At 74.3% G+C, this 19641-nt stretch carries 15 protein-coding genes and 1 riboswitch; of the genes, 8 read left to right on the forward strand and 7 right to left on the reverse strand.

Annotated features, from left to right (window positions below; translation table 11 throughout):
* Nucleotides 1-411 precede the first annotated feature (411 nt).
* The 8 genes from V1258_RS05565 (at nt 412) to V1258_RS05600 (ending at nt 11838) form a co-directional block, all read left to right on the forward strand.
* Nucleotides 412-705, forward strand: a complete 294-nt coding sequence (locus V1258_RS05565; RefSeq protein ID WP_329748900.1) for a YidH family protein — start codon at nt 412-414, stop codon at nt 703-705.
* A complete protein-coding gene (locus V1258_RS05570) occupies nt 702-1124 on the forward strand; it encodes a DUF202 domain-containing protein (RefSeq protein ID WP_329748738.1) in 423 nt (140 codons plus the stop codon). The genes V1258_RS05565 and V1258_RS05570 overlap by 4 nt, the downstream gene beginning before the upstream one ends.
* Before the next feature lie 286 nt (nt 1125-1410).
* Nucleotides 1411-2784 (forward strand): NAD(P)/FAD-dependent oxidoreductase, encoded by a 1374-nt coding sequence (locus V1258_RS05575; protein ID WP_329748739.1) that lies wholly within the window; start codon nt 1411-1413, stop codon nt 2782-2784.
* Between the two features lie 258 nt (nt 2785-3042).
* Nucleotides 3043-5442, forward strand: a complete 2400-nt coding sequence (locus V1258_RS05580; RefSeq protein ID WP_329748740.1) for a 5'-nucleotidase C-terminal domain-containing protein — start codon at nt 3043-3045, stop codon at nt 5440-5442.
* A 119-nt stretch (nt 5443-5561) separates the two neighbouring features.
* Nucleotides 5562-8354: an ExeM/NucH family extracellular endonuclease gene (locus tag V1258_RS05585; protein WP_329748741.1), complete on the forward strand. Its 2793-nt coding sequence runs from the start codon at nt 5562-5564 to the stop codon at nt 8352-8354.
* Between the two features lie 158 nt (nt 8355-8512).
* Entirely contained in the window at nt 8513-9901 is a 1389-nt protein-coding gene (locus V1258_RS05590; protein ID WP_329748742.1) for an APC family permease, read from the forward strand.
* 679 nt (nt 9902-10580) lie between these two features.
* On the forward strand, nt 10581-11009 hold the full coding sequence (locus tag V1258_RS05595; protein ID WP_329748743.1) for an ArsR/SmtB family transcription factor: 429 nt from the start codon (nt 10581-10583) through the stop codon (nt 11007-11009).
* Nucleotides 11010-11172: 163 nt separating this feature from the next.
* On the forward strand, nt 11173-11838 hold the full coding sequence (locus tag V1258_RS05600; protein ID WP_329748744.1) for an SRPBCC domain-containing protein: 666 nt from the start codon (nt 11173-11175) through the stop codon (nt 11836-11838).
* 14 nt (nt 11839-11852) lie between these two features.
* Here V1258_RS05600 and V1258_RS05605 read toward each other — a convergent pair whose 3' ends face one another.
* The 7 genes from V1258_RS05605 to V1258_RS05635 form a co-directional block, all read right to left on the reverse strand.
* A complete protein-coding gene (locus V1258_RS05605; RefSeq protein WP_329748745.1) occupies nt 11853-12587 on the reverse strand; it encodes a class I SAM-dependent methyltransferase in 735 nt (244 codons plus the stop codon).
* 10 nt (nt 12588-12597) lie between these two features.
* Entirely contained in the window at nt 12598-13293 is a 696-nt protein-coding gene (locus tag V1258_RS05610) for a hypothetical protein (protein WP_329748746.1), read from the reverse strand.
* Between the two features lie 108 nt (nt 13294-13401).
* Entirely contained in the window at nt 13402-14835 is a 1434-nt protein-coding gene (locus tag V1258_RS05615; protein WP_329748747.1) for a dihydrolipoyl dehydrogenase family protein, read from the reverse strand.
* 9 nt (nt 14836-14844) lie between these two features.
* Complete coding sequence (locus V1258_RS05620) at nt 14845-15492, reverse strand: thiamine phosphate synthase (RefSeq protein ID WP_329748748.1); 648 nt, start codon at nt 15490-15492, stop codon at nt 14845-14847.
* Nucleotide 15493: 1 nt separating this feature from the next.
* Nucleotides 15494-16279 carry a hydroxyethylthiazole kinase gene (gene thiM, locus V1258_RS05625; protein WP_329748749.1) on the reverse strand — a complete coding sequence of 262 codons (786 nt, stop codon included), beginning with the start codon at nt 16277-16279 and terminating at the stop codon, nt 15494-15496.
* Nucleotides 16276-17628, reverse strand: a complete 1353-nt coding sequence (locus V1258_RS05630; RefSeq protein WP_329748750.1) for an MFS transporter — start codon at nt 17626-17628, stop codon at nt 16276-16278. The genes thiM and V1258_RS05630 overlap by 4 nt, the downstream gene beginning before the upstream one ends.
* Nucleotides 17625-19283 (reverse strand): bifunctional hydroxymethylpyrimidine kinase/phosphomethylpyrimidine kinase, encoded by a 1659-nt coding sequence (locus V1258_RS05635; protein WP_329748751.1) that lies wholly within the window; start codon nt 19281-19283, stop codon nt 17625-17627. Before V1258_RS05635 ends, V1258_RS05630 begins: the two co-directional genes overlap by 4 nt.
* Nucleotides 19274-19366: riboswitch (TPP riboswitch) on the reverse strand. It overlaps the preceding gene by 10 nt.
* Between the last annotated feature and the right edge of the window lie 275 nt (nt 19367-19641).

Here is a 19641-nt window from a genome sequence, read left to right on the forward strand (position 1 = left end):
ACGATTAGTTTCCCTGGGAGTCCGCCGTTTTCGCCTGACAACCCACACCCCCCCTCGATCTGGCTCGCCAGCCGACAGTGTCGACCCAGGTGCATCGAGTTGGAGTGCGCGGCGGCGAGGGCGTCGGCGGGGCGAGCGAAGCGCCCGAGCCCGGGAAACCCGATCGGATCGGTGTGATGGCCCCGTGGAACGATGGTTGCGGCCGCCCCCTGCCGCCCCCGACGATCCCGAGGAGCCTCCGTGACCCCGCCTCCTGACGCCACCGCACCTCAGGACCCCGCCGTGCCGTCGGACCCCGCGGCACCTCAGGACCCTGCCGCGCCCGCCCCCGCCGGCGCGCCCGCCCCCGTCGACCGCCGCTTCCCCGCCTCGGTCTACCGCCAGGGCGCGGAGCCCGACCCCCGCTTCAGCCTGGCCAACGAGCGCACCTTCCTCGCCTGGCTGCGCACCTCCCTCGCGATGTACGCCGGTGCATTCGCCCTCGAGGCCCTCGCCCTGCCCGCGGCGACCGGCTGGCGCCTCGCCGCGGCCGGCGTGTTCCTGGTTCTCGGCACCCTCTGCGCCCTGCAGGCTTGGTGGGGCTGGCGCGCGACCGAGCGTTCGCTGCGTCGGGCCGCCCCGCTGCCGGGACTCGGCGCGGGCGCCGTGATCGTCGTCGGCGTTGTGGTCGCGGCGGCGCTGGTGAGCATCGGGATGTGGATGTGAGCGCCCCCGCCCCGCCTCCGGCCGGCACTCCGCCGCCCGCCGCCCTGCCCTCGCCGCCCGCCGCCCGGCCCCCGTCGCCCGCCGTCTTCGACCCCGGCCTGCAGCCCGAACGGACCCTCCTCGCCTGGCGCCGCACCTGCCTCTCCTTCGCCGTCGCGAGCCTCCTGGCCATGCGTTTCACGGTCTCGCACCTGGGGCCGGTGGCCGTCGTCGGCGGGATCCTCTGCGCGGGACTGGCCGTGCTCGCCTACGTCCTCGCCGCGACGGGCTACCGCCGCACCCACGACGACCTGCACACCGCGGGCGTGCTGCTCCGCGGTGGTCTGCCGATGCTCGCCGCGACCCTCGGCGTGCTCGCCATCGGTGCGCTCTGCGCTGCCTTCCTGGTCGTGGGAGCGGTGTCCGCCGGGACCCCCTGACCCCGTCCGCCGCACCCCCGTGACCCAGCGGACACGCTGTGAGCCGCGACCTCATCTGCCCCGCCCAGGTGTCCCCGCCCCGCGCGAGTGGGTAGCATCGGCGAGGACTCGGACGGCGCCCCGGCGCCCCCGTCCCCGGCGTCGGGCCCGACCCACGGGACCGTCCCCTTGGGGGCCACCTCGTCGCCGCCCGCAGACCGCACGCTCCGCCGTCTCATCTCCCCGACGACCCGGCCCCGAGCTCCCGCCGCCCGTGGCCGACCGTCCCCCGAAGGAGTCCGCACTCATGGTCATGCCGTTCCTCAGCCGTCGTCCGATCGTCCCCGCGAAGGACGGCGCGAGCTGGCCCCACGTGATCATCCTGGGCGGCGGCTTCGCCGGGGCGCACGCCGTCGGCGCCCTGCGCGACGCCCGCGTGCGCGTGACCCTGATCGACCGCAACGTCTACAAGACCTTCCAGCCGCTGCTGTACCAGGTCGCGACCGCGGGCCTGAACCCGGGCGACGTCACCATGTTCCTGCGCGGCCTGTCGCTGAAGATCCCCAACATGCGCTACCGCCAGGGCGAGGTCGTGGGCGTGGACCCGGAGCGGAAGGTCGTCTCCCTCGACGAGGGCACCAAGGGCACCCAGGAGCTCGAGTACGACTACCTGATCGTGGCCAACGGCTGCACCACCACCTACTTCGGCACCCCGGGCGCCGAGGAGCACGCGATGCCGATGTACACCCGCTCGCAGGCCCTCGCGATCCGCGACCGTCTCTTCTCCGAGCTCGAGCGGGCCACCCGCGAGGTCACCTCGCACCACGACAAGCTGCACGTGTGCGTGGTCGGCGGCGGGCCGACGGGGGTCGAGATCGCAGGGGCGCTCGCGGACTTCCGCATGCAGGAGCTGGACATCCTCTACCCGGAGATGGACCCCGGGACGCTGCAGGTGACGATCATCCAGCGTGGCACCGAGCTGATCAAGGAGTTCCGTCCCGACTTCCGCGAGTACGCCGCGGAGGAGCTCGCCGACCGCGGCGTCGTGCTGCGCCTCGGCCACGGCGTGAAGTCCGTGGGCTACGACCATGTGATCCTCGACGACGACACGGTGCTCGAGTCCGACGTGACCATCTGGGCGGCCGGCGTCGGCGTGCCCGAGGTCGTCTCGCAGTGGGGCCTGCCCCAGGACAAGCGCGGCCGCATCCAGGTCGACGACTACCTGCAGGTCAAGGGTGTTCCGGGGGTCTACGCCGCGGGCGACATCGCCGCGCAGGACGAGGCGCTGCCGCAGCTCGCGCAGCCCGCGGTGCAGATGGGCCGCGCCGCCGCGAAGGCGATCGCCGCGGAGGTCGCCGGCACGCCGCGCCAGAAGTTCCACTACACGGACCTCGGCACGATGGCCACGATCGGCCGCCACGCCGCGATCGCCGAGATCCCGCACCTGCCGGGCCTGACGGGTTCGCTGGGCTGGGCCGCCTGGCTGGGCGTCCACGTCACCAAGATGCTCGGCCACCGCAATCAGCGCGCCGTCGCGATGAACCTGCTCTCGCTGTACGGCGGCACACGCGCCACCCACCAGCCGAACCCGGTCGTCGGCGAGGTGAACTCGCTGCGCGCCGCGCGGATGTTCGAGGAGCAGGCCGACCACCGCAAGTTCGGCCGCGGCGCCGAGGGCTGACCGCCACGGCACGCTGACCGCCACAGCGGGCAGCGCCCGATATCGGGGCCCCGGCCGGCCGTCCAGACCTCGCTCGGTCAAGGATTCTCCAAGGCCGGGTCAAGGGATCGGGGCCGATGAACAAGAACCGTCATGCCTGGTGAACTCAAGGTGACAGAACGGTCCCAGCTCGGAGACTTCCGGGCGTGTCCTGCGAGACATGGGATGGAATGACGAAGCGCACTCCGTGTGCTCCCATCTCGCTCCCAGGAGACCTCCATGTTCGAACACTCCGTCCGGCGCGTCCCGCGCCGCGCGGCCGTCGGCCTCGGTGCCGCCGCCCTCGCCCTCTCCGGCGCCCTGATCCCACTCGGCGCCGTCGCCGCCGAGCCCGGTCAGCAGGTCACGCTGATGGGCTTCAACGACTTCCACGGCGCCCTCGGCGGCGCCTCGGCCCTCGCCTGCCAGGTGGAGAGCGTGCGCGCCGAGAGCGCGACCTCTTTCCTACTCTCCGCGGGCGACAACGTCGGCGGCTCCTCCTTCGAGTCCGCCGTGCAGAACGACGAGCCGACGATCGACGTGCTCAACGCCCTCGGCGTCGACGCCTCCGCGATCGGCAACCACGAGTACGACCAGGGCCAGGACGACCTGTTCGAGCGCATCGAGCCGCGCACCGAGTTCCCGGACCTCGCCGCGAACGTCTACGACGCCTCGGGGGAGCGCGTCCACGAGGCGTACACCATCATCGAGCGCGACGGCGTGAAGGTCGCCGTGATCGGCGCCGTCACCACCAAGACCGTCGGCAAGGTCAGCCCCGCCGCGATCGAGGGCCTCACCTTCGGTGACCCGGTCGACGCGGTCAACGACGTGATCGACGAGCTGCAGGCCGAGGGGATCGAGTACGACCTCGCCGTCGCCGTCTACCACGAGGGCGCGAGCGCCGACGCCGAGTCCGGTGCCGCCCCGGCGAACACCGACCCGATCTTCGACAAGATCGTCACCGAGACCGACGCCGAGGTCGACGCGATCTTCAACGGCGACTCGCACCGCACTTACGCCTACCAGGCCGCCGTGCCCGGCGAGGACGGCGAGACCCGCGCGATCATCCAGACCGGCGCGAGCGCCGCGAACCTCGGCACCGTCACCCTCGAGCGCGACGCCGAGGGCGACTGGGACGCCGTGGCCGATCCCGAGCTGCGCTCGACCGAGGCCGAGTGCGCCACCGACACCGCCGTGACCCAGGAGGTCACCTCGATCGCCGATACCGCGATCGCGGACGCCGCCGAGGTGGGCGCCGAGCCCGTCGGCTCCGTCGCCGGGGACATCACCACCTCCTGGGACGACTCCAAGGCCGGCTACGTCGACGGCGTGCGCGTCCCGCTCGAGGAGGTCGGCAACCAGGCCACCACCAAGGGCGACAACCGCTACCGCCACTCCGCGGCCGGCAACATGCTCGCCGACTCCATGAAGTGGTACCTCGAGGACGCGGGCCTCGCCGGCGAGAACGAGGTCATCGGCTTCATGAACCCGGGCGGCATCCGCGCCGAGCTGTGGGACGCCGAGTCGACCCGCGGCGAGGGCGAGGGCGTGGTCACCTACGCCGAGGCCAACAGCATGGTGCCCTTCGGCAACACCCTGAACTCCGGTGAGGTCACCGGCGCCCAGTTCAAGCAGATGCTCGAGGAGCAGTGGCAGCGCACGGCCGACGGCGGCGGCGTCGACGAGGGCGACGAGTCCTTCCTCGCCTTCTCGGTCTCCGAGAACGTCGAGTACGTCTTCGACAGCACCCGCGGCACCGACGACCGGATCCTCGACATCCGCATCAACGGCGAGCCGATCGACCCCGACGCGACCTACACCATCGTCACCGCGAGCTTCCTCTTCGAGGGCGGCGACAACATGTGGGCCCTCTCCGAGGCGCAGAACGTCCGCGACTCCGGCGTGCTGGACCGCGACGCGTTCATCTCCTACCTCGAGGCGAACCCCGACCTCGCCCCCGACTACTCGCAGCGCCAGATCGACCTGCAGATCGTCGACGGCGGCGAGTACGACTCCGAGGCCGGCGTGGATCGCGATCCGGTGCTGCGCCTCGCGGGTCTCGAGTCGCAGAGCCTCGGCGCCCCCGAGATCACCTCGGTCACCGTCGATGCCGGCGAGTACGGCACCTTCGAGGCGCCCTACGGCGCGATCGACGGGGTGGACGGCCTCGCGGCCGACGTCACCCTCGCCGACTGGCTGTGCGTCCCCGAGGGCACCGTCGTCCCGCTGACCATCACCGCGGTCCCCGAGACCGGCACCGAGATCGTCTTCGAGATCCCGTCCTTCACCTGGACCTCGGGCGGCGCGCCGACCGACATCTGCGGCGACGATGACGACGACACCACCCCGCCCCCGAGCGACGGCGGCGACGATGACACCCCGGCCCCGAGCGATGGCGGCGACGATGACACCCCCGCCCCGAGCGACGGCGGCTCGTCGGACGACGACGCGACCGACGGCGGCTCCACCGCCGGCGGCAGCTCGACCGGCGGCTCCTCCTCGACCGGCGGCTCGTCCAACGGCCGCTCGGACCTGCCCCGCACCGGTGCGACCGTCGCCCCGCTGCTGGCGGTCGCCGGCTCCCTGTCCCTCGCGGGACTCGGCGCCCTCGGCCTGCGTCACCGGCTCTCCCGCCGCTGACCCGACCTGACGACGGAGGGGTCGCGCCCCTGCGGCGCGGCCCCTCCGTCGTGCACGGTCCCCTGTCTCCTCCCTCGACTCGCCCGCGTCGCTTCTCCCGTTCCCCAGGAGCTCTCCCCATGCCTCCCACTGTCTTCACGGCCTCCGGTCTGCGCCCGCGCCTGCTGCGCGTCGGCGCCGCGGCGGCCGCGCTCGCGCTCGGCCTCTCCCTCGCCCCGTCCCTCACCCCCGCCGCCCAGGCCGCCGTGGTCACCCCCGGCGCCGTCCAGATCCAGGAGGTGTACGGCGGCGGCGGCAACTCCGGCGCGACCTACACCCATGACTTCGTCGAGCTGGTGAACACCTCCGGCGCCGACGTCGACGTGACCGGCTGGACCCTGCAGTACTCCTCCGCTGCGGGGAGCTTCGGAGTGAACAACTCCCTGACGCTCACCGGCACCGTCCCCGCGGGCGGCACCTTTCTGATCCAGCTCGCGCAGGGCAGCGGCGGCACCGAGGCGCTGCCCGCCCCGGACGCCACCGGCACCATCGCCGCGTCCGGCACCAACGGCGCCTTCGCCCTCACCGACGCGAGCGGCACCCTCGCCTGCTCCGGCGTCACCTGCGCCGAGAACCCCGCGGTGGTCGACCTCGTCGGCTACGGCACCGCCGTGAGCTTCTCCGGCGAGGCCGCCGCCCCGGGCCTGTCCAACAGCACCTCCGCCTCGCGCATCGCCGCGACCGGCGAGAACTCCACCGACTTCGTCGCGGGCGAGCCCACCCCCACCAACTCCGGCGGCACCGGCGGCGGGGACGACGACGAGGAGGAGCCCCCCGGCGAGGCCGTCGCGGCGACGATCGCCGAGATCCAGGGCACCGGGGCGACCTCCCCGCTGGTCGGGCAGCAGGTCACCACCGAGGGCGTCGTCACCGCCGTCTACGCGACCGGCGGCCTGAACGGCTACGTGATCCAGACCGCCGGCACCGGCGGGGCGCTGGATTTCTCCACCCACACCGGCTCCACCGCCGTGTTCGTCTACTCCCGCGACACCGCCGGCCAGGTCGCGATCGGCGACTCGGTGCGGGTCACCGGCGAGGTCTCCGAGTACTACGAGTCCACGCAGGTCACCGTCGGCGCCGACGGGCTCGAGATCCTCCCCGAGAGCCTCGGCACCGTCGAGCCGCTGACCCTCGAGAGCGGCTTCCCGACCGCCGCCGAGGAGCGCGAGTCCCTCGAGCACATGCTGTACCTGCCCGGCGCCGGCGACTTCACCGTCACCGACGTCTACAACACGGGCCGCTACGGCGAGGTGGGCCTCGCGATCGGCGGCGAGCCGCTGCAGCAGGCCGGCGACATCATGCGCCCCGGCGCGGAGGCCACCGCCTACTTCGACGCGCAGGCCGACAACCTGGTGCTGCTCGACGACGGCAAGTCCACTGACTTCTCCGCGAACCCGACCCAGCCGATGAGCTGGCTGAGCACCGAGGAGCCGATCCGCGTCGGCGCCGCCATCGACTTCACCGAGCCGGTCGTCGTCGCCTACTCCTTCGACCAGTGGCGGCTGAACACCACCACCCCGTGGGAGTCCGCGGAGACCGACGGGGTCGACGTCGAGAACACCCGCCAGGACGCGCCCGAGGAGGTGGGCGGCGACCTGCAGCTCGCCACCTTCAACGTGCTGAATTACTTCACCACGCTCGGCGAGGACACCCCCGGCTGCGAGCCGTACACCAACATGCACGGCGACGGCACCAACGTGCGCGGCGGCTGCGACCTGCGCGGCGCCTGGGGCGCCGATGACCTCGAGCGCCAGCAGTCCAAGATCGTCGCGGCGATCTCCGGCACCGGCGCCGACGTGGTGGGCCTGACCGAGATCGAGAACTCGGCCCGCCTCGGCGAGGAGGCCGACGAGGCGACCGCGACCCTCGTCGCCGCCCTCAACGCGCAGGACGGCGAGGGAACCTGGGCCTACATCCCGACCGGGGAGGCTTACGCCGCCCTCGGACTGGACGGCGGCCAGGACGCCATCACGAACGCCATCATCTACAAGCCCGCGGAGGTCACCCCCGTCGGCGGCGTGCAGATCCTCGCCGACGACCCGGCCTTCGACAACGCCCGCGAGCCGATCGGCCAGGTGTTCGCCCCGCTGAGCGAGAGCGACGAGGCGGAGGGGACCGAGGAGTCCGGCGAGCCGGTGCAGGGCGAGCCCTTCTTCTTCACCATCAACCACTTCAAGTCCAAGGGCTCGGCCGACGCCGAGGATGCCGGGCTCGAGGCGGACCCGGTCCAGGGCAACTCCCGCACCTCCCGACTCCAGCAGGCCGAGGCGCTGCTGGCCTGGGGCGAGCAGACCGCGGCCGCGGCGGGCGTCGAGGACGTCTTCCACGGCGGCGACTTCAACTCCTACACCCAGGAGGAGCCGCTGCAGCTCTTCTACGCCGAGGGCTTCGTGAACCTCGGCGAGACCCACCACCCCGAAGGCTGGTCCTACAGCTACTCCGGGATGGTCGGCTCCCTCGACCACGTGCTCGCGAGCCCGTCCGCCGCCGAGCGCGTCAGCGGTGCGACCGACTGGCAGATCAACGGCGCCGAGTCCGTGATGACCCAGTACGCGCGCTACCAGAACAACGCCACCGACCTCTTCGAGTCCGGTCCGTTCGGGTCCTCTGACCACGATCCGATCATCGTGGGCATCGGCGGCGAGTTCCCCGAGGTCGAGGAGCCGGGTGAGCCGGGTGAGTGCCGCGAGAACGGCGTCGGCACCGGCAAGGGCCGCGGCCAGGAGAACGGCAAGGGCCACGGCGTCCAGAAGTGCGACCCTGACTCCGAGCACCCGGGTAAGGGCCACGGCCACGGGAACGGCCATGGGACGGGCCACGACAAGGGCAAGGGTCAGGGCCACGGGAAGGGCCGGGACCGCTCGGCCGCCTGATCCCCGGCTGATCCCCACCGGGTTCCTGTCCACCGACGGGACGTGAGCGGCCTGTGCCCTGCATATCGCAGGTCTCGGGCCGCTCACGTCCCGTTCATGGACACGGTTCCACCGCCGCCCCTCAAGACCCCTAACCCCCCACACACCCCAGGAGCCCCATGTCCGCCGCACCCGCCCTCTCCCGCCGACTCCGTCTCGGGGACGCCGTGGTGATCGGACTCGCCTCGATGATCGGGGCGGGGGCCTTCGTGTCCGTCGGCGCCGCACAGGACCTCGCGGGCGCCCTGGCTCCGCTCGCGGTGCTGATCGCCGCTGTCGTCGCCCTGTGCAATGCCACCTCGACCGCGCAGCTCGCCGCCCAGCACCCCAGCTCGGGCGGCACCTACCACTACGGCCGACTGCAGCTCGGGCCCTGGTGGGGCTTCCTCGCCGGCTGGTGCTTCGTGATCGGCAAGATCGCCTCCTGTGCAGCGATGGCCCTGGTCATCGCCGCGTACCTGGTGCCGGAGCCGTTCCAGCGACCGGTCGCGGCGGCCGTGGTGGTGCTGCTGACGGCCGTGAACCTCGTCGGCATCACCCGCACGGCCGCCCTCGCCCGGGTGCTCGTCACCGTCGCGATCGCTGCCCTGCTGCTCACCGCGGGACGACTGATCGCCGGGGTGCTCGGCCGCGGGGCAGTCGGGACGGGCGGCACGGGCGCCGAGGGCGCGGGCGAGCCGACGGGCGGCTTCCCGGAGCTCTCCGCCGTGCCGGGCCCGCTCGCGGGGCAGGCGACCGGACTGTGGGACGGCGGCCTCGCGGCCCTCGCCGGGGCGGGCTCCGGCGGGACCGTCGGCCTGCTCCTCGCACTCGCCCAGGCGGCGGCGCTGATGTTCTTCGCCTTCGCCGGGTACGCGCGCGTCGCGACCCTCGGCGAGGAGGTCGTGGATCCGCGTCGCACGATCCCGCGCGCGATCCTCGTGGCCCTCGCCGCGGTGTGTGCGCTCTACCTCGCGCTGTCGATCGTGCTGGTCCTGGTGGGGCTGGACCCCGACGGCGCCGGGTGGGGCCCCGCGCCGTTCCGGGCGGCCCTCGCCGCGGTCGGCGCGGGCGGGGTGTGGATCGTGGTCGTCACGGTCGGGGCGGTCGCCGCGGCGTCCGGTGCCCTGCTCGCCCTCGTCGCGGGGGTGTCGCGGACCGTCCTCGCGATGGCCCGGGAGCGGGACCTGCCCGCGCCGCTCGCCGCTGTCGATGCGAAGCGCTCCGTCCCGCAGCGGGCGGAGATCGTCGCGGCCGTCGTGATCCTGCTGCTCGTGCTGCTCGCCGACAGCGTCCTGGTCGCGATTGCCGCGTCCTCCTTCGGGGTGCTGCTCTACTACGCAGTCGCGAACCTCGCGGCGCTGACGCAGGAGGGGGAGTGGCGGCTGTTCCCGAAGGCGATGCAGGTCATCGGCCTGGTCGGCTGCGTGCTCCTGGTCGCCGCCCTGCCCGGCAGCACGATCGTCGCGGGTCTCGCCCTGCTCGCGGCCGGCATCGCCTACCGAGCCATCCTCCTCGCCCGCCGCTGACCCCGCCCCGGCTGCACACCCCACCGGCCCCGCCCCACTGGCCCGGCCCACTGGTCCCGCCCGCCCCGCCCCTCCACCCGACCCGCCCTCCACCCGCCCCTCCACCCGCCCCGCCCTTCCAGCTGCCCCGCCCCTCCGCCCCTCCAGCTGCCACCCGCCGCCACCCCCGCTGCTGAAACTCCGCGACAGGCGTGACCTCGACGCCGCCGGAGCCTTGAGGTCACGCCTGACGCGGTATTCCAGCAGGGCGACCGGGAGAGGGCGGGGGTGGCCGGGAAGTGGGGGGGGAGGGAGCTGAGCACCGTCCCCGCCGCCGCCCCGCACCCCGCCCACTGACCGCCCCGCACCCCGCCCACTGACCGCCCCTCCACCTGCCGCCCTCCGCCACCCCCGCTGCTGAAACTCCGCGCCAGGCGTGACCTCGACGCCGCTGGAGCCTTGAGGTCACGCCTGACGCGGTATTCCAGCAGGGCGGCCGGGAGAGGGCGGGCAGGGCGGCTGGGTGAGGGCGGGCAGGGCGGCCGGGAGAGGGCGGGCAGGTCGACCGGGTGAGGGCGGGCAGGACGGCTGGGTGAGGAGCGGAGGTGGCTGAGTGACATCCCCGCTCCGCCGGTCCGACCCAGCCCTGCCCCTCACATAAGTCTTGACTTATATGTGCTGTGTGGGGGAGCATGGCCGCATGCACGCGCTCGACGTCCTCGGCGACCCGGTGCGGCGACGGACCCTCGAGCTCCTCGCCGAGTCCGGGGAGCGCAGCGCAGGAGAGATCGGCGAAGTGGTGCAGGGGGAGTTCGGCATCAGCCAGCCGGCCGTCTCCCAGCACCTGAAGGTCCTGCGCGACCACGGCTTCGTCGAGGTCCGGGCGGAGGGCCGCCGTCGGATGTACTCGGTCGGCGCCCGCGGCCCCCGCGAGGCGAGCGACTGGCTCACCCCCTTCGAGCGCTTCTGGCTCCCGAAGCTGGACGCGCTCGGCACCGAGCTCGCCCGAGGGAAGCGCCGACGGCGCCTCGACGCGGAGCAGCCCTCCGCCGCCTCCGCCCCCGACCTTGCCCCCGCCACGAACTCCGCCCCAGCCGCCGCGGACCCGCCCGACGCCCGCAGCGCCTGACCCGCCCGACGCCCGCAGCGCCTGACCCGCCCGACGCCCGCAGCGCCTGACCGCGCCCCTGACCCCGCCCCGCCCCCAGGTCCCCGACCCGCCCCAGCCCGCCCCCCCGCCGAACCATCCCACCCACCCCCGCGGCCCTGCCGCCCACCCGAAGGAGATCCCCATGGTCGACGTCCCCGCTCAGCTCCGCTCCGTCACCCGCAGCTACCGCGTCGAGGAGCGCGACGGCGAGGAGATGCACGTCCAGTCGCTCGAGCAGACCTATCCCGCCGAGCTCGCCGACGTGTGGGAGGCGGTCACCAGCGCCGAGCGCATCCAGCGCTGGTTCCTGCCGGTCAGCGGCGACCTCCGCCTCGGCGGCCGCTACCAGTTCGAGGGCAACGCGGGCGGGGAGATCACCGTCTGCGAGCCGCCCGCCGAAGGGGCCGCCGAGTTCTCCGCGACCTGGGAGGCGATGGGCGGCGTCTCGTGGGTGACCGTGCGCCTGCAGGAGGTCGACGCCGAGCGCACCGCCTTCGAGCTCGAGCACTCCAGCCGCACCGCCGACGTCCCCGCCGAGATGTGGGAGACCTTCGGCCCGGGCGCGACGGGCGTGGGCTGGGACGGCGGCCTGCTGGGCCTGTCCCTGCACCTCGGCGGGGTCGAGGGCTCGCTCAGCCCCGCCGAGGCCGAGGCCTGGGCCGGCACCGACGAGGGCCGCTCCTTCTACCGCGGCGCGGCGGACGGCTGGGCCGTCGCCCACATCGCCTCCGGTGCCGAGGCCCCGCTCGCCGAGCGCAATGCCGACGCGACCTACGGCTTCTACACCGGGACGACTCCCGAGGCCTGAGCCCCGCGCTCCTCTCAGACCGCCCGGGCGATCACCACGTACTCGCGGCCCGGGCGGTCCGGCGCCTCGCGGATCTCCTCGACGTCGAAGCCGGTCGCCGCGAGCGTGTCCCGCAGCTCGGCCTCGTCCCGCCACCGCAGCGTGGAGGTCGAGGTGAGCACCGTGCCGTCCGCGAAGCGGAACTCGTCGGAGAAGGTCACGAGCGGCAGCGCGACCTCGACCCCCGTCGGCCGCTGGCGCACCGGGCCGATGCCCGGCACGTCGTGGAGCGTCTCCGCGGTGTCGGCCTGCCACTCCTCCCAGGCCCGGCGCCCGGGCCGACGGGTCTCGAAGACCAGCACCCCGCCCGGCCGCAGCGCACCGCGGATACCGCGCAGCGTCGCCGCCCAGGCCTCGTCGGTGACGAACACCTGCGCGACGTTCCCGGTCATCACCGCCGCATCCGCACCGAGGGGCGGCAGATCCTCGGCGGTGCCGTGCCGCCAGGTCACGGCCTCGGCATGGGGCTTCCGCCGGGCGACGTCGAGGGAGGCGAGGGCCGGGTCGACTCCCGTCACCGTGAGGCCGTCGGCGGCGAGCAGCGTGGCGAGGGCTCCGGTGCCGCAGCCGACGTCGATCACGGTGCGGGCCGAGTGCTCGGCGAGGATCGCCCGGTACGGGGGCAGGTCGTCGCGTTCGCCGTCGAACGTGTCGTAGCACGCGGCCAGGCGCGGGTCGGCGAAGATCGGGTCGGGGGAGCTCGGGGTCATGGCGCCTTTCTCAGACGAAGGAGGTCCAGGTGGTCTCGGCGTCGATCAGCCAGTGATTGCGCAGCGTGAGCGCCCGTTCGGTCGCCGCGAGCACGCCCGCGATGAGCAGGGAGATGTTCAGCCACCCCGGCAGGCTGATCGGGGACGTGAAGGTGCCGATCCGGTCCGCGACGGGCGGGATGCTCGTGATCAGCTCCGCCGCCTGGGGCAGCATCAGCACCACCCCGATCAGCAGGATCACGATCGCGAGCGCTCCGATCAGGCGGCTCGCCGCGGGATGCCGCCGCCCGAAGCGGGCGCGGCGTCCCTCGAGGGAGCGCGGATGCGGCACGAGCGTGGTCGCCTCCGCGCCGTCCTCGGGCACGAGGTGCATCCGGGTGAGGCCGTAGCCGCCCACCGCCGCTTCGATCACCCCGCCGGGCACCTCGAAGGCGACGGGGGAGTCGGCGATGTGGGTGCGGCGGCCGTCGCGATAGAGGGCGATCTTCGGATGCCGGGTGCCCTCGGCGAGCCTCCCGCCCTCGAGCTCGCTCGCGAGATGGTGCACGTCGACGACGTACAGCTCAGTACGCCCCGCCGCGGCCGAGGACGGCAACGCGAACTGGGTGCGGGTGAGGATCTGCCACCAGCGCAGTCGGCTGAGCTCGCGGCCGTCACCAGGCTTCGCGCGGCGGAGCTGTCGGGTGCGCTGCAGTCGGCGGAACATGATCCTCCTGGCATGCCTCGGAGCGGACGACGGATCGGGTCGGTCCCCTCCATCACAGCCGATCCCCGCCGCCTATACCAGTGCCATCTGTCATCGGGCGCCCGGAGCTCACCCCGCCCGGAGCTCCCGCGGCAGCTCCTCGAGCAGGCGGAGCCACAGCTCCGAGGCGGCGGGATAGCTGGGCACGGCGTGGCGGAGCACGTGCACCGGCACGCGGCCGACGATCGCGACTGTCGCCGCGTGCACCAGCTCGGCCGCCTCGGGGCCGACGAAGGTCGCTCCGCACAGCACGCCCGTGCGGGCGTCGACGACGATCTTCGCCGTGCCCGTCACGTCGTCGCGCAGCAGCGCGGTGCCGGCCGCCGCGCCATAGGGCACCTCAGCCGTGACCACGTCGACCCCCTGCCCCCGGGCCTCGCGCTCGGTGAGCCCGACGGCCGCAACCTGCGGATCCGTGAACACCACCTGCGGCACGGGCACCGCCGTCGGCCGCGGCTCGACCGCCTCGCCCGTCGCCGCCGCGCGGATCTCCTGCCCGATCACGCGGGCGCGGTACTTGCCCCAGTGCGTCAGCGGCGCCTCCCCGCTCGCGTCGCCGACGGCGTGCAGCCACGCGGGCAGCAGTCCGGCGAGCACGTTCGCGGGGGCGAGGCCGACCGCCTCGAGGCCGACGTCGTCCAGGCGCGGCCGCCGCCCGGTCGCCACCAGGATCTCGTCGGCCGTGACCTCGCGCGTCGCGTCGGCGTCCCGCACCTGCACGGCGACCCCGCCGCCGTGGATCCGGCCGAGCCCGGTGTCCTCCGCCGCCTCGCGGGAGGCGGAGACGACCTCCGCCCCGAGCTCGACCCCGATCCCGAGCGACCGCAGCGCCTCGAGGACGTGCCGTCCCGCGGCGGGCTCGAGACCGGTGAGCAGCGCCTCCCCGCGCACCAGCATCCGCACCTGCGCGCCGAGGGCGGCCATCCACGTCGCGGCCTCGACGGCGACCACGCCGCCGCCCACGATCAGCAGCTGCGCGGGCACCTCCTGCACCCCGGTGGCATCGCGCGAGGTCCAGGGCGCGAGGTCGCGCAGCGGCTCCGGCACGACGGGCACCGAGCCGGTCGCGAGGACCACCGCCCGCCGCGCCCGTACGCGCGTGCTCGTCCCGTCGGCCGTCTCGACCTCGACCTCGCGCTCGCCGACGAGCCGGCCGTGACCGCGCAGCACGCGCAGCCCGGCGCCCTCCGCCCAGGAGACCTGGCCGGCGTCGTCGTAGTGGGACACCCAGTCGTCGCGCCGGGCCAGCAGCGCCTCCGGCTCGACGTGCGGGGTGCTGATCCCCGGCAGCTGCGCGGCGGCGCGGGCGACGTCGATCGGGCGCAGCAGCGCCTTCGACGGCATGCACGCGTAGTAGGAGCATTCGCCGCCGAGCAGTTCGCGCTCGAGGATCGCGCAGGTCAGGTCGGTGCCCTCGACGGCGTACTGGGCGACGTTCTCGCCGACGGGTCCACCGCCGATCACGAGCACGTCGACGGTCGTGTCGGCAGTTTCAGGAGTCATGGCTCGACGCTACGCCCGCAGCACCTCCCGCACCACCGCCGCGGGGTCCGCGGCGTCCATCACCGCCCGCACGAGCGCCACCCCGGCCACCCCGGTCGCCGTGAGGGCGGGGACGTCGGCGGGGGTGACGTCGCCTATCGCGACGATCGGCAGGCTGGTCGCGGCGACCAGCGCCGGATAGCCGGCGACCCCCAGCGGCTCCCGGCCCGAGTCCTTCGTGGGGGTGCGGCGGAAGGGGCCCGCGCCGAGATAGTCGAGGCGGCGGGCGTCCGGCTCCGCCGCCCGCACCAGCTCGAGGGTCCCCGTGGTCAGGCCGATGATCGCGTCCTCGCCGAGCAGCGCCCGGGCGTCGGCGACGGGCAGGTCGTCCTGCCCCAGGTGCACCCCGTGGACGTGCGCGCCGCGGGCCCGGGCGGCCGCGGCGACGTCCGCCCGGTCATCGACCAGCACCCGCGTCGCCGGGCGCGCGACCTCCACGGCCTCCGCGACGGCGAGGACCAGCTCGAGCAGCGCCGCGGTGCTCGCCTGCTTCGCCCGCACCTGCACTACGCCGGCCCCCGCCGCGGCGGCCCGCGCGGCGACGTCGACGGTGCGGCGGCCTAAGCCGGAGGTGACCAGGTAGCAGCGCAGATCGAGGGGGAGGGGAGTGCGGGTCATGTCAGCGTCCGATCTCGTCGAGGGCGTCGAGCAGGTGCATCCGGAAGGAGCCGGGACCGGTGGCGCGGGTCGCCGCGACCTCCCCGGCGAGGTCCAGCCAGACGGTCGCGGCGCGGGCGGCGACGAGGGCGTCCTCGGCGACGGCGGTGCAGGCCGCAGTGAGGGCACCGAGCAGGCAGCCGGTGCCCGTGACCCGCGCGAGCAGGGCGGAGCCGCGCGCGACCCGCTCCCGTCGGCCGACGCCGGCCAGCAGGTCCACCGGCCCGGAGACGGCGACCGCGCCGCCGGTGCGCTCCGCGATCCGTGCCGCGGCCCGCTCGGCGGTCTCCGCGGCGTCGGTCGCGTCGGCGCCGCGACCCCCGGATCCCTCCCCGACCAGGGCGAGGATCTCCGAGGCGTTGCCGCGCACCACCGTCGGCCGCTCGCCGAGGAGCCGCCGCGCGAGCGGGGTGCGGACCGGCGCGATCCCGATCGCCGTCGGATCCAGCACCCAGGGTCGGGCGTCCGAGCGCGCGACCCGGACCGTCGCGGGGATCCCGTCCATCGCATCGGTCGAGAGAGTGCCGAGGTTGATGAGCAGGGCGTCGGCGAGGGTGGTGACGACGGGCGCCTCGGCGAGCGTCTCGGTCATCATCGGCCGGGCGCCCGCGGCGAGCAGACCGTCCGCGACCAGGCCCATCGACACGGTCGCCGTCAGGCAGTGCACGAGCGGCACCCGCTCGCGGACCGCCGCGAGCACCGGCCGGACGGACTCCAGCAGCGGGTCGGGAGGAGGGACCGCGCTCATCGCCGACCCCGCTCCGCGACCGTGTCGAGATCGGCGTCGAGGTCGCGCGGGGACAGTCGCGGCCCGAGCAGCGCGCCGAGCACCACGAGCGCCCCGCCGAGCACGACCATGCCGATCACCGTCCCGTCCCGGCCGAGCAGCGGCTCGAGCGCCGGCACGTAGAAGGGGTACAGCGCCGGCAGCACGAGCGAGAGGCTGTAGGCGGAGCCGTAGCCCGTCGACCGGACCGCCGCGGGGAACCGCTCGGAGAGGTACGCGGCGATCGGTCCGTAGGCGGAGACCGTCGCGACCTGCAGCAGCGCGGCGAGGAGGGCCGCCGCGGCGAGGGTCGGGGCGTGCACCGCCGCCCACCACAGCACCGGACCGAGCACGGCGGCCACCGCTCCCCAGACCACCAGCAGCCGGCGTCGGCCGACGAGGCTCGACACGTGCCCCGCGGCCGCCATCGCGAGCGCCTGCGCGATCGCGGCGACGCCCATCGCGAGCGGCACCGCCTCCGGGGAGAGGCTCGAGTCGGTCGCGAGCCGCGCCGTGAGCAGCAGCACCGTCGAGTCGGTGAGCAGCCACAGCCCCGTCATCAGCACGAACGCCTGCCAGAAGGCCGGCGCCCAGCCTCCGGCGAGCAGGCTGCGCAGGCCCGGGCGCGGGGCCGACGGGGCAGGGGCGGTGGGCGCGGGGGCCGTGGTCGTGCGGTGCAGGATCGGCGCGTCCACCACGTGCCGCCGGTAGTAGAGCATCATCCCGATCGACAGCGCGGCGCCGAGGACGAACAGCGCCCGCCAGCCCCAGACCGCGTAGTGGTCCGGTCCGAGCGCGGCGAGCAGCAGCGCGACCGCGAAGGCGATCGATGCCTGCGCCCACGGCGCCATCGACAGGATCAGCCCGCTCATCAGCCCCCGCCGGCGCGGCGCGGACCACTCCATGGCCAGCGGGATCGCCGCCGAGTACTCGCCGGCGACGAAGATCCCGCCGAGGAAGCGCAGGATCAGCACCAGGGCGACGGTGCCGGGACCGAGCAGCTCGTGCGTCGGGACGGCGGCGATCGCGAGCGCGCACGCGGCGGTCCCGGCGATCGCGACCTTCGTGGTGCGGGTGCGGCCCAGCCGGTCTGCGATCCGCCCGAACACCACCCCGCCGACGGGCCGGCCCAGCAGCATCGCGACGATGATCAGCGCCCCCGTCGACGCGGTCGCCGACGGTCCAGCGAGCACCAGCATCGCCGGGGCCAGCGCCGTGACCGGCAGGAACACGTGGATGTTGTCGATCCAGTTGCCGACCACCCCCGCTCGCAGCGCGGCCCGTCCCTCCGCGGGGAGCGTGGGGGCGGTGGGGACCGTGGCCGCGCTCATCGGCGCGCCTGCTCGAAGAACTCGAGCTCGTGCCGGCAGGCGAGGAGGAAGTCCCTCGCCGCGTCTGCCCGCACCTCGGGGCTCGCCACGGCGAGCTCCCGCTCGACGATGACGAGGGCCCCGCGCACCCCCTCGACGAAGTCCGGATCGCGGTAGGTCAGTAGCCAGTCCCGGTAGGGATGATCCGCCGGGACCTCCGGCAGTCCCGCGCCCACCTGCGCGTACAGCCAGAAGCAGGGCAGGGCCGCCGCCGCGCCGACCACGTGCGGGGAGCCGAGCGCCCGGGCGAGCAGGAAGTCGGTGTAGGCGCTGGTCACGGGGCCGACGGGGAGCGTCGCCGCCTCCGGTCGGGGGGCGAGCCAGCTGTGGTGTAACTCCATCTCGGTCTCGACGCAGGTCCGCGAGGAGGCCGACCAGAACGCACGCGCCTCGTCGTCCGGGGCGGAGGCGGCCAGTGCCGCCAGCGCCCGCGAGTACCGCTGCAGGTAGTGGGCGTCCTGCGCGAGATAGACGCTGAACTGCTCCTCCGGCAGGCTGCCGTCGACGAGGGCGGCGACGAAGCCCGAGTCGTCGATCGCGGCGGCGAGCGGCGCGCCCGCCTCCCAGAGCGCGGCGGTCCAGGGGCCGACGGGGGCGACGGCCGGGGCGGACCCGTGGGTGGGGGCGGGCCCGTCGGCTGGGGCAGGGTGGAGGTCTGCCGGCGCCTCGAGCCGGGCCGGCACCGCGTCAGGGCCGAGCCATGGTGCCGCGGATCCCGCCGCGGCGAGCCGGCGGCCGAGATGCCCGTGGTCCACGGGCCCGTTCCCGCCGCCCACCTGCAGCGCCGCGCCGTGCTGGATCGCTTCGTGCAGCCAGCGGCTCGCCCAGGCGAGCGCCGTCCGGGGGTCGTCGCCGGCGCCCAGCCGCGTGGCGAGCGCGGCGGCGAGGGAGCAGCCGGTGCCGTGCGTGCTGGTGGTGTCGACGCGGGTGGTCCGCACCGCGTGGCCCGTGCCGCCGCCGGCGGGGACCCAGGTCGTGGTGATCGCGCGGGTGTCGAGGTGTCCGGTCTTCACGACGACGGCGACACCGGTCTCGGCGGCGAAGCGCTCGGCCTGGGCGAGGGCCTCGGACTCGGTGCGCGCGGGGGCCTCGCCGGTGAGGACGGCGAGCTCGTCGAGGTTCGGGGTGATGGCGGTCGCGAGGCGGCACAGGCGCCGCATCGCCTGCTCGGCCTCGCCGGCGAGGAGGCGATCACCGCTGGTCGCGACCATGACCGGGTCGATGACGAGCACTCGCGGCGGATGCGCGCGGAGCCAGGTCTCGACGGCGTCGATGATCTCGGCGGTGCCAAGCATGCCGGTCTTGACGGCCTCGAGCTCGACATCGTCGGAGACCGCCTCGAGCTGCGCGGTGAGGACGGTGGCGGGCGGGAGGTGGATGTCGCGCACGCCGTGCGTGTTCTGCGCGACGACGGCGGTGACCGCGGCCATGCCGTAACCGCCCGCGGCGGTGATCGACTTGAGGTCCGCGGCGGTGCCGGCTCCGCCCGTCGGGTCCGTCCCGGCGATCGAGAGGACCCGGGGGAGGGCGGGTGCGGGGCGGGGGTCGGGCTGGGCCGTGCGGGCGGGCTGGGCCGTGCGGGCGTGCGGAAAGAGGGTGCGAGAATCCGAGCTCATGCGGACATCCCTTCGCTAGTACGAACTAGATCAGGTTCCACGGGTGTGATCTCAGCGCCTCGGGCGCACCCCGTGTCCAGCGGCCGAGTGTAGGGGAACGGCGCGGAGCCGCGCGGCGGCGTCTGGCTCAGGAGGCGTGCCGGACCGTCGCTCGGCCCGCCCGCCACCGCTCGTGCCGCCCACTGACCGGCCGGCTGTCGCTCCTGGCCCCCTGTACACCCGGGGTCCGACACACGAAACCCTGTCCGCCGCGACATGGGGAAAAACCCTGTGGATAACCCTGTTCTGGGGAGGAACGATTCGGCCCCCGTGGTGTTTCTCGTCGATCACCCGCCGTGGCGACGAAGTTATCCACAAA

The organism is Brachybacterium sp. J153, assembly GCF_036311905.1.
Taxonomy (GTDB): Bacteria; Actinomycetota; Actinomycetes; order Actinomycetales; family Dermabacteraceae; genus Brachybacterium.

Coding starts and splice junctions, on each gene's coding strand:
- V1258_RS05615 (WP_329748747.1), bottom strand. CDS start 14,835: ATGACTCCTGAAACTGCCGACACGACCGTCGACGTGCTCGTGATCGGC.
- V1258_RS05580 (WP_329748740.1), top strand. CDS start 3,043: ATGTTCGAACACTCCGTCCGGCGCGTCCCGCGCCGCGCGGCCGTCGGC.
- V1258_RS05630 (WP_329748750.1), bottom strand. CDS start 17,628: ATGAGCGCGGCCACGGTCCCCACCGCCCCCACGCTCCCCGCGGAGGGA.
- V1258_RS05590 (WP_329748742.1), top strand. CDS start 8,513: ATGTCCGCCGCACCCGCCCTCTCCCGCCGACTCCGTCTCGGGGACGCC.
- V1258_RS05610 (WP_329748746.1), bottom strand. CDS start 13,293: ATGTTCCGCCGACTGCAGCGCACCCGACAGCTCCGCCGCGCGAAGCCT.
- V1258_RS05600 (WP_329748744.1), top strand. CDS start 11,173: ATGGTCGACGTCCCCGCTCAGCTCCGCTCCGTCACCCGCAGCTACCGC.
- V1258_RS05595 (WP_329748743.1), top strand. CDS start 10,581: ATGCACGCGCTCGACGTCCTCGGCGACCCGGTGCGGCGACGGACCCTC.
- V1258_RS05620 (WP_329748748.1), bottom strand. CDS start 15,492: ATGACCCGCACTCCCCTCCCCCTCGATCTGCGCTGCTACCTGGTCACC.
- thiM (WP_329748749.1), bottom strand. CDS start 16,279: ATGAGCGCGGTCCCTCCTCCCGACCCGCTGCTGGAGTCCGTCCGGCCG.
- V1258_RS05585 (WP_329748741.1), top strand. CDS start 5,562: ATGCCTCCCACTGTCTTCACGGCCTCCGGTCTGCGCCCGCGCCTGCTG.
- V1258_RS05575 (WP_329748739.1), top strand. CDS start 1,411: ATGGTCATGCCGTTCCTCAGCCGTCGTCCGATCGTCCCCGCGAAGGAC.
- V1258_RS05605 (WP_329748745.1), bottom strand. CDS start 12,587: ATGACCCCGAGCTCCCCCGACCCGATCTTCGCCGACCCGCGCCTGGCC.
- V1258_RS05635 (WP_329748751.1), bottom strand. CDS start 19,283: ATGAGCTCGGATTCTCGCACCCTCTTTCCGCACGCCCGCACGGCCCAG.